Origin of the sequence: Streptomyces angustmyceticus (genome assembly GCF_040701845.1) — a bacterium.
In the GTDB taxonomy this organism is placed as follows: Bacteria; Actinomycetota; Actinomycetes; order Streptomycetales; family Streptomycetaceae; genus Streptomyces; species Streptomyces angustmyceticus_A.
In genome coordinates this window covers 15,794-27,049 of record NZ_JBFBHQ010000001.1, presented here as the reverse complement: position 1 = coordinate 27,049, position 11,256 = coordinate 15,794, and the positions used below count along the sequence as shown (strand labels likewise).

Annotated in this window: 10 protein-coding genes and 1 pseudogene; 5 read left to right on the top strand and 6 right to left on the bottom strand. The window is 74.0% G+C overall.

Going from position 1 to position 11,256, the window contains the following annotated elements; genetic code table 11:
* Positions 1-302 precede the first annotated feature (302 nt).
* From AB0411_RS00145 to AB0411_RS00130, 4 genes and pseudogenes are all read left to right on the top strand, one after another.
* A complete protein-coding gene (locus AB0411_RS00145; RefSeq protein WP_366414892.1) occupies positions 303-1,460 on the top strand; it encodes an XdhC family protein in 1,158 nt (385 codons plus the stop codon).
* Between the two features lie 13 nt (positions 1,461-1,473).
* Positions 1,474-1,688: pseudogene (locus tag AB0411_RS00140) on the top strand (helix-turn-helix domain-containing protein); the annotation flags it as partial.
* A 122-nt stretch (positions 1,689-1,810) separates the two neighbouring features.
* A complete protein-coding gene (locus tag AB0411_RS00135) occupies positions 1,811-2,584 on the top strand; it encodes a DUF72 domain-containing protein (protein WP_366414891.1) in 774 nt (257 codons plus the stop codon).
* Positions 2,585-2,645: 61 nt separating this feature from the next.
* Positions 2,646-2,930: an acylphosphatase gene (locus tag AB0411_RS00130; protein ID WP_366414890.1), complete on the top strand. Its 285-nt coding sequence runs from the start codon at positions 2,646-2,648 to the stop codon at positions 2,928-2,930.
* A 58-nt stretch (positions 2,931-2,988) separates the two neighbouring features.
* On the opposite strand, the gene AB0411_RS00125 is transcribed toward AB0411_RS00130, so the two are convergent.
* The 5 genes from AB0411_RS00125 to AB0411_RS00105 all read right to left on the bottom strand — a co-directional run bounded on the left by AB0411_RS00125 (position 2,989) and on the right by AB0411_RS00105 (position 9,391).
* Entirely contained in the window at positions 2,989-4,017 is a 1,029-nt protein-coding gene (locus tag AB0411_RS00125) for a UDP-N-acetylmuramate dehydrogenase (protein WP_366414889.1), read from the bottom strand.
* Positions 4,018-4,101: 84 nt separating this feature from the next.
* Positions 4,102-5,400 carry a hypothetical protein gene (locus AB0411_RS00120; RefSeq protein ID WP_366414888.1) on the bottom strand — a complete coding sequence of 433 codons (1,299 nt, stop codon included), beginning with the start codon at positions 5,398-5,400 and terminating at the stop codon, positions 4,102-4,104.
* A 281-nt stretch (positions 5,401-5,681) separates the two neighbouring features.
* Entirely contained in the window at positions 5,682-6,968 is a 1,287-nt protein-coding gene (locus tag AB0411_RS00115) for an MFS transporter (protein ID WP_366414887.1), read from the bottom strand.
* A 243-nt stretch (positions 6,969-7,211) separates the two neighbouring features.
* Positions 7,212-8,225 carry a 2-hydroxyacid dehydrogenase gene (locus tag AB0411_RS00110; protein ID WP_366414886.1) on the bottom strand — a complete coding sequence of 338 codons (1,014 nt, stop codon included), beginning with the start codon at positions 8,223-8,225 and terminating at the stop codon, positions 7,212-7,214.
* The gene (locus tag AB0411_RS00105) at positions 8,222-9,391 is read right to left on the bottom strand and encodes a lactate 2-monooxygenase (RefSeq protein ID WP_366414885.1); all 1,170 of its coding nucleotides are present in this window, start codon (positions 9,389-9,391) and stop codon (positions 8,222-8,224) included. Before AB0411_RS00105 ends, AB0411_RS00110 begins: the two co-directional genes overlap by 4 nt.
* A gap of 114 nt (positions 9,392-9,505) precedes the next feature.
* Between AB0411_RS00105 and AB0411_RS00100 the strand changes: the two genes are divergently transcribed.
* Positions 9,506-10,669: a PucR family transcriptional regulator gene (locus AB0411_RS00100; RefSeq protein WP_366415593.1), complete on the top strand. Its 1,164-nt coding sequence runs from the start codon at positions 9,506-9,508 to the stop codon at positions 10,667-10,669.
* Positions 10,670-10,724: 55 nt separating this feature from the next.
* On the opposite strand, the gene AB0411_RS00095 is transcribed toward AB0411_RS00100, so the two are convergent.
* Positions 10,725-11,186, bottom strand: a complete 462-nt coding sequence (locus AB0411_RS00095; protein ID WP_366414884.1) for a MarR family winged helix-turn-helix transcriptional regulator — start codon at positions 11,184-11,186, stop codon at positions 10,725-10,727.
* Positions 11,187-11,256: the final 70 nt, after the last annotated feature.

The window sequence follows — 11,256 nt, the reverse complement described above, 5'->3', positions numbered from 1 at the left end:
TCGTCCCGCCAACCGTCCGTGCCCGGCCCCCGCTCCATCAGTCGTCCGTGTCCGGCCCTCGTCCCGCCAACCGTCCGTGTCCGGCCCCAGCCCCGCCAACCGTCCGAGCCCGCCCCTCCCTCCCGGTGGCCCGACTCCCACTCGCGCCCCCACCACAGCCCCCGCCCTCACCACGGCCCCCGCCCTAACCACGGCCCCCGCCCTCACCACGGCCCCCGCCCTCACCACGGCCCCCGCCCCACTACAGCCCCCGCCCCCCCCACCACGGCCCCCGCCCCGCCACACACCCAGAGGAGACCGAGATGCTGGACATCGCCGATGAGTTGAACCAATGGCGGCAGGAGGGGCGGGACTTCGCCGTGGCCAGCGTCGTGGCCGTCGACGGGAGTGCGCCGCGTGGTCCCGGGGCCGCACTTGCCGTCGACAGTCGTGGTGAGGCCCTCGGTTCGGTCTCCGGTGGTTGTGTGGAAGCGGCGGTGTACGAGCTGTGTGTCCAGGCGCTCCGGGACGGTGCGCCGGTGCTGGAGCGGTTCGGCTACAGCGACGAGGACGCCTTCGCGGTGGGACTGACCTGCGGCGGGGTGATCGACGTCCTGGTCACGCCGGTGCGGGCGGACGCACCGGGCGGGGAGGTGTGCGCGGCGGCGCTGTCGGCCGCCGCCCGCGGTGAGCCGGCGGCGCTCGTCCGTGTGGCCCGGGGCCCGGCGGGACTTCTCGGCAGGGGGCTGCTCCTACGCTCCGACGGCTCGTACGAAGGAGGCCTCGGCGGGCATCCGGAGCTCGACCGTGCCGCGGTGGCGGAGGCCCGGGCCATGCTGGACGCGGGGCGGAGCGGCGCGGTCGCCGTCTCGGAGCGCGGGGCGCGCTGCGCGGCCGACCTGACGCTGTTCGTCGAGTCGAGCGTGCCGCCACCCCGCATGATCGTCTTCGGCGCCATCGACTTCGCCGCGGCGCTGGTCCGTACGGCCGCGTTCCTCGGGTACCACGTGACCGTGTGCGACGCCCGCCCCGTCTTCGCCACCCGCGCCCGCTTCCCGGAGGCCGACGAGATCGTGGTCGACTGGCCGCACCGCTACCTCCGGCGCACCGCGACCGACGGCCGCACGGTCCTGTGCGTGCTGACCCACGACGCCAAATTCGACATCCCCCTGCTGCAGGAGGCCCTGCGGCTGCCGGTCGCCTTCGTCGGCGCGATGGGCTCGCGCCGCACCCACGAGGACCGCAACCGCCGGCTGGGCGAAGCCGGTGTCACCGCATCCGAACTCGCCCGGCTCCGCTCGCCGATAGGTCTCGACCTCGGGGCGCGCACCCCCGAGGAGACCGCCCTGTCCATCGCCGCCGAGATCGTCGCGGCCCGCCACGGCGGCACGGGCCTCCCGTTGACCGGTTCGCGGATGCCGATTCACCGCGAGGCGGGGGAGGGAGGCGGCGGCGCGGCCGGGGCGAGGGCGGTGGCCTGACGCGCCTCGGGGCATGTGCCGCGCCCCGGCCCGTGGCTCGCACACCACCGGTGAACCGGCCGCCGCCCACGGCCTCACCGCACCGGAGGCCTCCCGCCGCCTCGCGCGCCTGAAGAAGGCGGGCCTGATCACCACCCGGCGCCGCGGTCGCTACGCCGGGTACCAGTTGGGGACCTGAACACCGTGGCCCGCCCGGGCAGCGACTTCCTCGACGGCCTGCCGTGCTGAAAGGCGCCGGCCCGGCGGCAGCCTCGGGTCCGGCCCCGGCGACGGAACGGTACGCCGGACGGCCGGTCCCCCACGAGCGACGGCTGATAGGCCCCGCCCCGGACCGGGCAGGCATCCGGGCCATGACCGTCCTCGTCGGAACCTCCGGCTGGCAGTACAAGGACTGGCGCGGTGTCCTCTACCCGGCGGACCGGCCGCAGCGGATGTGGCTGGAGGAGTACGCGCGGCAGTTCGCCACCGTCGAGAGCAACGCCGCCTTCTACCGGCTGCCCGCGGAGACCACGTTCGCGAACTGGCGCGACCGCACCCCCGACGGGTTCGTGATGGCCGTCAAGGCCAGCCGCTATCTGACGCACATCAAGCGGCTGCGTGATCCCCGGGAGCCGGTCGGACGCCTGATGTCGCGCGCCGCCGCCCTGGGCGCCCGGCTCGGGCCCGTCCTGCTCCAACTGCCTCCCACCCTGCACGTGGACGCCGGGCTGCTGGACACCTGCCTCGGCTGCTTCCCCGCCGGCACCCGGGTGGCGGTCGAACCCCGCCACGCCTCGTGGTGGACCCCGCAGATCCGCGCCGTGCTGGAACGGCGGGGCGCCGCGCTGTGCTGGGCGGACCGGGACTCCCGGCCCGTGACGCCCCTCTGGCGGACCGCCGACTGGGGGTACCTGCGTCTCCACGGCGGCCGGGCGGAACCCGCACCCCGCTACGGCCGGCAGGCGCTCACCACCTGGGCGCGACGGATCGCCGACACCTGGCCCGACCGGGCCGACGTCTACACGTACTTCAACAACGACACGGGTGCGGCGGCCGTCCACGACGCCGTCCGCTTCGCCCGCGCCGTCTCGGCCGCCGGCCGCTCCGTGAGCCGTACGCCGCCCGGGCGTGCCTCCGCCCGCTGACCGCGGGGGCGGGATATATCTGCGCTCGTACCGCCGGGCGAGCGAACGAGGTGAGGCACGGATGATCCGCAGACGGGTGGTGGTCTCCGGAGACGTGCAGGGGGTGTTCTTCCGCGACACCTGTAGGCGCATGGCCGACGAGCGCAAGGTGGCCGGCTGGGTGCGGAATCTGCCGGGCGGCGAGGTGGAGGCCGTGTTCGAGGGGGAGCCCGAGCGCGTAAAGGAACTGGTGGACTGGGCACACGAGGGCCCGCCGATGGCGACCGTCAACACCGTGTCCGTCCACGAGGAGGAGCCGCAGGGGCTGACGGGCTTCGAGGTCCGGCCGACACCCGGCGGGTTCTGACGCGGCGGTGCCGCGGGGGCGTTCACGGGCACGGGCGGGCCCGGCGGCGCAGGCCGGTTCAGAGGAAGTCGACTTCGGAGGTGAGCCGCACCCCGGTGGTGCGCAGCACTTCCTGAAGGACGATGTCCATCGCCCGGGTGAAACCGGCCGCGCTCGCCCCCTCTTCGGCGACCAGGGTGTAGTGCAGCGAGGAAATCCGTACGCCCGTGACGATCGGCCGGCGCAGCGCGAAACCGGCCTCCCGGATGAGCCAGCTCGCGGAGACCCGGGTCGAGCCGTCGGGAAAAAGGTTCACCGGTGCCCGGCGCGCCCGCAGGCGCTCGGCCTGCTCGGGGGAGATCTCCGGGCTGAGGAACACACTGCCGACCGAGCGGTCGTCGCTGCCGCTGCACCCCAGCACCATGCCCTTGCTCTTCCGGACGGCGAGCACCGCCCGGGCCGCCTCGTCCAGCGGCACCCGGCTCCCGACCGGAACCCCCAGCTCGGCGGCGACCGTCCGGTAGGTGACCGGCGCGCTCAGCTCGGCGCGGCGCAGCGCGAAGACCAGGCTCAGCACGGTCCACCGGCGGGAGTGCTTGAAGACGCTGGTGCGGTGGCCCAGGCCGCAGGCCGCCGCGTCCAGGGTGACCATCCGGCCCGACTTCCAGTCCCAGGCGGTGACTTCCACCAGGGTGTCCGCGGTCTCCTGGCCGTAGGCGCCGACGTTCTGGACGGGGAGGGCGCCGGTCGTCCCGGGGATGCCCACCAGCATCTCCATGCCGGTCAGGCCCTCGGCGATGGTGGTCTCGACGAGATCGCCGAGCGGATGGCCCGCCTGGACCTCGACCAGCACCCGCCCGTCGGCGGTGCTCCCGGTGACGCGGACGCCCTTGGTGCTCATCCGCAGCACCGCACCGTCGCACCCGGCGTCGCCGACCAGCACATTGCTCCCCTCGCCCAGGCAGACGGGCTCGCCGGGAAAGGCGTCGGACAGCGCCACGAACTCGGGGAAGTCCGCGGGGTCGTACAGCTCGATGAGGGCCGCCGCCGGTCCGCCGATGCCCAGCGTCGTCAGCGGGGCGAGCGGTGCCTCGTGAGTGACTCGCATGTGTTTCTGTTTCTCCTGGATGCCGTTCCGGGGGTGAGGTGGGCCGAGGTGGCGCGCGGCGGCGGGGGCCCGAGGGTTCCATGCCTAGCAGGCCGCGTGTGCCCGCTCCACTTCCAGCAGGTCGTCGGCCCGCTGCACGATCGCGCGCGCCACCGCACTGTCATGGCGCTGGAACCCCTGCCGCAGGGCCATGAGCCGGGTGTGCGCCCGCTGCGAGGTGACGTTCTCGGCGAGGGCGAGGGCCTGTGCGGCGGCCTCCGCGGCGCCGTCGACCTCACGGTGCGCCAACCGCGCCTCGGCCAGCGAGGTGCTGTGCAGCAGCAGGTTGCGCGGCTGGCTGCCCCGGAGCATGTCGATGCCCTGCGCGAGGTGCCACTCCGCCTGCTGGGGGCGTCCCAGTTCCAGCCAGGCCCGTCCGGCATCGGCCACCATGACGCCGGGCGTGAGCCAGTAGGCCCAGGGCGCGTCGGACGAGGGGCGCCCGGTCCGGCTGAGTTCGGCGGCCTCGTCCAGGGCCCGCCGGCAGCCCGCCTCGTCGCCCAGGCCCGCATGGGCCCTGGCCTCGCGGGTGGCCAGCAGCGCCTGGCCGATGCCCATGTCCTCGTGCGCCGATCCCTTGCGGGCGATCCGGATCAGCCGCAGGGCGTCCTCCGGCCGTCCGGCCCAGAGGGCGCGGTAGCTCATACAGGAGATGATGTACGCGGCGAGCGGCCGGTCGCCGGCGGCACGTGCGGCGCCCAGTGCCGTCAGGAAGCGGGCGCGGCTCAGCTCGTCCCGGCCCTGGTCGGCGGTCAACCAGGCGCAGAGCTGGCCGAGTTCGGCGATGATCCGGTGCAGCCGCAGGCCCGTCGGGGCGTCGTAGGCGTAGGTCGCCGCCAGCTTCTTCGCCCACTGGAGGTCCTGGAGAGCCCAGTCCAGTACGAGCCCGCTGCTGCAGCTGTCGTCCAGCCGCCGCAGCTGCTGGATCCGGTCGGTGAGCATCCCGACCGCGACGTCGGGGATCTCCTCGCCGCGGGTCCGGGAGGGCGGCGGCGGGTCGTCGGTCACCAGCCAGTCCACCGAGGCGGTGACCGGGTCCGGGGCGGCCGGGCGGGAGACGGGCTTCGCGGGACGCCGTTGTGCGGACAGGCGCCGGCACGAGGCCGCGGGGAAGTGCTCGGGCCACAGCGCCGCGACCCCGATGGGCTCGCCGAGGTGATCGGAGAGGATCGTGGCGACGATGTGCGGCAGCCGGCGCCGGGGACAGGCGCCCTTCAACCAGTTGTAGGGCGCCTTGCTGCTGATGGTGCCGGTGCCGCACCGCTTGTTGATCTCCCGGGCCAGCCGCTCCGGCGGCCAGGATAATCGCGCCAGGCAGGACGCTAAGACAGAGGTGTCGTTCATCGGCGGGGAACCTCGACCGCAGTGGCGCTCGTCGCTGACGTGGTGGTGTCCGGGGCAGGACCGGTCAGCTTCGGGAATGGTGGGGGGTGTTCCGGCGAGGTGCCGGGCGTGAGCCGGATCGGGCCGACGGTGTGCATACCTGCTTTCACGCCCCCCTGCCGAGAACTGCCTGCCCATCCTAGGGATGCCCGTGTGTTCGGTGGCGAATCTGTGATGACGGACACAGCAACTGCCCAGTGTGTGCAGGTGCGTTGGCCTCGCACGAGACCGCCGGCGGGACCTCAGACCCGGTGCGGCTGCCGGGCCGGCACGGCGTCGGACACCGCGGCCGGGCGCAGCGCCGCCCAGTAGAGCGCGACCCCGAGGGCCAGCACGGCGACGGCGAACAGGAAGGGTGCCTCGAACGAGCCGGTCGCCTGCGCCAGCCAACCGGTGAGCAGCACCCCGCCGGCCGTGGCCGCCGTGTTGAGGAAGTTCATCAGGCCGCTGACCGCCCCCACGGTCCCCGGCGGGGCGAGCAGCCCCGGCAGGCCCCAGGCGACGGGCGCGGCAATGGCCAGCCCCGCCAGGGAGAGGGACATCCAGACGACGGCCATGGCGGGTGACCCGGCGCTCCCCGCGGCGCCGATCGTCGCGCCGAGCGCCAGCCCGCATGTCAGCACCGTCCTGCGCACCGTCCACGCGCCGCGGCCCCGCCGCACCAGCCGGTCCACCAGCAGCCCCCCGACGAGGAGTTCGGCCACCGTCGCCACCGCCCACGGAATCATCGCGTAGAAGCCGGACTGCAGCAGCCGCACATGGAACTCCCGCTGGAGGAACTCCGGCATCCAGGTCAGCACGATGTTGATGGTGTAGCCGTAACAGGCGAAGCCGCAGGACAGGAGCCAGATCCGGCCCGAGCGCAGCGCCGAGCGGAACTGCCGTGCCCCGCCCCGGTCGGCGTCCCGTGCCCCGCCTTCGAGGATGAACGCGCGCTCGGCCGGACGCAGCGAGCGGTAGGCGGACGGGTCCCGGTACCCCCACCACCACACGGCGGTGAACAGTGCGCTGACCACGGCCGTGAACAGGAACCCGGCCCGCCAGCCCCACTCGCTCATCACGAACGCCAGGACCGGGAACGCCACCATGTTGGCCAGCTTGGTGGCGCCGTCGAACATCGCGGTGGCCGTACCGCGCTCGCTGAGCGGGAACCACGCCGCGGTCGCCTTGGAGGCGCCGACCATCGAGGGTCCCTCGGCGACCCCGAGCAGCAGCCGGGCCGCGATGAGGGGACCCACCCCGCCGGCCACCGCGGTCAGCAGCCCGGCAACGGTCCACAGCCCGGCGGCGATCCGGGTGAGCCGTGAGACGCCCAGGAGGTCGACCAGCAGACCGGCGGGTAACTGGACCAGGCAGTACGACCACGTGAACGCCGAGAGGACCACCCCGAGTTGTGGGAGGTCCAGCCCGAAGTCGTCGGCGATCGAACTGCTCGCCACCGAGAGCGCGGTGCGGTCGAGGAAGTTGACGAGGATGCCGGTGGCGAGGAGTCCGCCCATCGCCCAACGGGTGCGTCCACGGGGTGCCACGCGTGTGAACCAGCCTTTCCTGCTGCGGCCGTCACGGAGACGCACGACGGCCCTGGGTGCCCTGCCAAGAGGCCCCACCGGGCCGCCCGGACACCTGGCCGGTGGCGGACCGGCCGGACCGGCCGGGTGATCGGCGGGACACGCCCATGGTGATCACAACCGGACCGGTCCGGTCACCGCTGCACCGAACAATGGCCAAATGCGAGCGGCCGCGCCGGCAGCGTGCGGACGTGGCGCGGGCCGCTACGAGACGACGTCCCGCAACGGCTTGCCCGCCAAGTGACCGAGGACGTTCTGCACGGCAGCCAGGGCGATGCGCACCAGCGTCTCGCGGGTGACTCCCGCGACGTGCGGGGAGAGCACCACGTTCGGGGCCTTGAGCAGCCGCAGGGCCGCCGTCGGCGGTTCGGGGTCGAAGACGTCGAGGCCGGCGCCGGCGAGGGTGCCGGCCGCCAGGGCATCCGCGAGGGCGTCCTGGTCGATGAGCGCGCCGCGGGCGGTGTTGATCACGAAGGCGGTGGGCTTGAGGAGGGCCAGGCGCGCCGCGTCGAGGAGGTTGCGGGTGTGTTCGGTGAGCGGGGCGTGCAGGGTGACGTAGTCGGAGGTGCGCAGCAGTGCGTCGAGGTCCAGGTGGCGGGCGCCGCCGAGGCGCGCCTCGGTCTCCGGGGCGGCCGGCTTCGGCCCGGTATAGACGATGTTCATGTCGAACGCCACGGCGCGGCGGGCGACTTCCTCGCCGATGTGGCCGAGACCGACGATGCCGAGGGTCTTCCCGGACAGCTCGGTGATGGACCGTTGCAGGCGTGGCAGCGCCCAGTCGGCCTCGACGAGCGCCTGATGGGCCGGGACCAGCTGCTTGGCCAGGGCGAGCATCAGGGCGAAGGTCTGCTCGGCGACGTTCTGCTTCTCCGCTCCGCTGGAGCCGATGTTGCAGACCGGGATGCCCCTCTCGCGGGCCGCGTCCACATCCACGTAGTCGAAGCCGTGGCTGGCGCACTGGACGACCTCCAGGTCCGGCGCGGCCGCGAGATGCGCGGCCGTGACCGGGCCCAGGCCGGTGATGAGGAGATGGGCCGCGCGCAGCGCCTCGGGATCCTCGTCGGTGGTCTCGACGACGGTGACCCGGGCCTGGCCGGGAAAGAGGCCGGCCAGCGCGGCTCCGGCGGCGCGGCCGCCGACGTGCGGCGAGACGACCGCGAGGACGTTGCGCACCGGGCTCGGTGCCGCGGCGGGGGACGGGTCCGGCGAAGTGGTCATGCGGATTCCTCGATGAGGTCGTCGGCGGTCAGCGTGGCCGGGCGGGAGTGCCCGGACAGCGCGAGGGTCAGGTCCAGTTCGGCGAGCAGACAGCGGATGACGTGCTCGACGCCCGCCTGCCCGTCGAGGCCGAGCCCATAGGCGTACGGGCGTCCCACCAGCACCGACGCGGCGCCCAGTGCCAGCGCCTTGACGATGTCGTCTCCGGTGCGGATGCCGCTGTCGAAGAGCACGGTGAGCCGGTCGGCCGCCGCCGCCACGACGCGGGGCAGGGCATCGGCGGCGGCGACGGAGCCCGCCACCTGGCGGCCGCCGTGGTTCGAGACCACCACCCCGTCCATGCCGGCCTCGGCGGCCCGCAGGGCGTCCTCGGGGTGCAGGATGCCCTTGAGCACGATCGGGCCGTCCCAGTTCTCGCGCAGGAACGCCAGGTCCGGCCAGGTCTTGGCGGGGTCGGCGAACATCCCCAGGAAGTGCATCACCGCCGCGTTCGGGTCCTCGTGCACCGGTTTGGCGAGCCCCGCACGGAACGCGGGATCGGTGAAGTAGTTGGCGGTGCCCACGCCGTGCAGGAACGGCAGGTACGCCTGGTCGAGGTCGCGTGGGCGCCAGGCGAGGAGCGGGGTGTCGAGGGTGACGAACAGCGCGGTGTACCCGGCCGCTTTCGCCCGCTCCAGGAAGCTCCTGGTGACCTCGCGGTCCTTGGCCCAGTACAGCTGGAACCACCGCTCCCCGTCGCCCATCGCCTCGGCGACCTCTTCCATGGGGGTGCTGGAGGCGGAGGACAGGATGTAGGGCACGCCCTGGGCCGCGGCGGCCCGTGCCGCGCCGGGCTCGGCGTCCGGATGCATGATCGACAGCACGCCCACCGGCGCCAGCGCGAGCGGCGCGGGCAGCGACCGCCCCCACAGCTCCACGGACAGATCGCGGTCCTGCACCTCGCGCAGCATCCGCGGCACGATCCGCCGGCGCCGCAGCGCCGCCCGGTTGGCGTCGGCGGTGCTGCCGGTGCCCGCGCTGCCCGCCACATAGCCGACCGGGCCGGGACCCAGGCGCCGTTCGGCGAGCTCCTCCAGCCGCGTCAGATCGGTCGGCAGCCGCGGTACCGCGCCCGTCATGCCGTGGAGGTAGATCTCGTACTGGAAGTCCGCCCAGTGCTTCGCCATCCGTCGGTCCCGCCTCTCGTCGCTGAGACTGCGTGCTCCCCGAGATCCTGGCGACCGTGACCACACCCGTCCACCGCGCTGCGCACAACACGCGGGTGGAATCATCACCCCGTGATGAAGGAACGGGAGCGCATCCGGCAGCAGCTGATCGCCGACCCGGGCGTGGTCGCGACGATCGTCGCCGCGGTGCGCGAGCAGGTGCCGGCCTATGCCGCCCTCGATGACGGCCGGCTGCACGAGGTGCGCGCCATCGCCGCCTGGGCGCTGGACCGGCTGCTGCACCTCTGGGCCACCGACAGCGCCCTCACCGCGGCCGACGTCCGCCGGTTCCGCGGTATCGCGGCGGCGCGGGCCGCGGACGGCCGCCCGGTGCAGGCGGTCCTGCGGGCCTACCGGGTCGCGGCGACGGTGATGACGGACGAGGTGGCGGCCGCGACGCCCCCGCCGGGCGCACCGGACGCCTTCGCGCTCGCACGGATGGCGCTGACCACCCTCGACACCCTCTCCGAGGAGATGGCCACGGCCTACACCGCGACCAGCGACGACCTCACCTCGGACCGCGACCGGGCGCTGCGCCTGCTCCTCGACGACCTGATCGCCGGACGGCACGCCTCCATCGGCGCGCTGACCGACCGGGCCGCCCGGCTGGGCAGTCAACTACCGGACCCCTACTGTCTGTTGGTGGCCGAGTCCGCCGACGCGCACGGCGCGGGGGTGGCACCGGAGACGGCCGCCGGGCTCCTTGCCCCGCTGGGCGGCCACGGCGGCGGCCCCACCCCTCTGGTGACGGTCCGGGGCCCGCGCGCCGTCCTGCTGCTGCCCGCCGCGGCCGGCCGGGCCGCGCCCCGGGCCCTGGGCGAGCGGGGCCTGCGCGGCTGTGCGATCTCGGGGGAGAGCCTGGACCGGATCGCCGTCGCCTACCGTCTCGCGGCCGACGCCCTGGACGCGGCACCCGCACACGCCCATCATCCCGGGCGGGTTCTGACGGACGGTGACGCCCAGGTGCTGGCGCTGCTCGGCGGGCGCCCCGCCACCACCCCCGAGCAGATCGGCCGGCTGATCCTCGGCCCGCTCGTCCAGCCCGGCCGCCGCCACCTCATGGAGGCGCTCACCGCCTACCTCGACACGGGCTCCGCCAACGCCGCCGCCCGCAGGCTCGGCCTCCACCCGCAGTCGCTGCGCTACCGGCTGCGCCGCATCGGCGACCTCACCGCACGGGACCCGCGCGACCCCTGGCAGCGGCTCACCCTCGACATCGCCCGCACGATCGCGCCCTGAGGCGCGGGCGGCCCGGCGGTGCCCGCCCCGCACCGTGCGGCGGCCGCGGCCGTCCTCAGCCGTTCTTGTGCGCCTTGAGTTTCTTCCAGACGGTGCTCAGCGCCGCGAGGTCCTCCTCGTCGAGGAGATCGGTGAACACCGGGGTCAGGCAGGCGCGGCGGGTGGCGTCGGCCTCCTCGAAGAGCCGGCGGCCCTCCGGGGTGAGGGACACCTCCACGGAGCGCGCGTCGCTCGCGGAGGGGGTGCGGGTGACCAGGCCGCGGTTCCGGAGCGCGTCCACGACGCGGGAGACCTGGCTGCGGCTGAGCATGGTGCTGTTGCCGAGCACGGAGGCGGGCACCGGGTCCGCGCTGGAGGCGAGCCAGAGCATCACCTCGAACCAGGAGACCGGGAGGTCGTGCGCCTTGGTCAGGGCGCGGTCCACGCGTTCGGTGAGCACGGTTCCGGCCCAGACCAGCCCGTAGAAAGCGTGGTCGGCCACGGGCATCTCGGCCTGGGTGAGCTTCCTTTTCGCCATGCCGCAAGGCTACCGGTTGCGTGTGCGCACACATAATGTCTATGGTGTGTGTACACGCACTTAAATTGCT

Bases quoted from the DNA above. Each gene is read 5' to 3' on its own strand.
- AB0411_RS00145 (WP_366414892.1), top strand. From the start codon at position 303: ATGCTGGACATCGCCGATGAGTTGAACCAATGGCGGCAGGAGGGGCGG.
- AB0411_RS00135 (WP_366414891.1), top strand. From the start codon at position 1,811: ATGACCGTCCTCGTCGGAACCTCCGGCTGGCAGTACAAGGACTGGCGC.
- AB0411_RS00130 (WP_366414890.1), top strand. From the start codon at position 2,646: ATGATCCGCAGACGGGTGGTGGTCTCCGGAGACGTGCAGGGGGTGTTC.
- AB0411_RS00125 (WP_366414889.1), bottom strand. From the start codon at position 4,017: ATGCGAGTCACTCACGAGGCACCGCTCGCCCCGCTGACGACGCTGGGC.
- AB0411_RS00120 (WP_366414888.1), bottom strand. From the start codon at position 5,400: ATGAACGACACCTCTGTCTTAGCGTCCTGCCTGGCGCGATTATCCTGG.
- AB0411_RS00110 (WP_366414886.1), bottom strand. From the start codon at position 8,225: ATGACCACTTCGCCGGACCCGTCCCCCGCCGCGGCACCGAGCCCGGTG.
- AB0411_RS00105 (WP_366414885.1), bottom strand. From the start codon at position 9,391: ATGGCGAAGCACTGGGCGGACTTCCAGTACGAGATCTACCTCCACGGC.
- AB0411_RS00100 (WP_366415593.1), top strand. From the start codon at position 9,506: ATGAAGGAACGGGAGCGCATCCGGCAGCAGCTGATCGCCGACCCGGGC.
- AB0411_RS00095 (WP_366414884.1), bottom strand. From the start codon at position 11,186: ATGGCGAAAAGGAAGCTCACCCAGGCCGAGATGCCCGTGGCCGACCAC.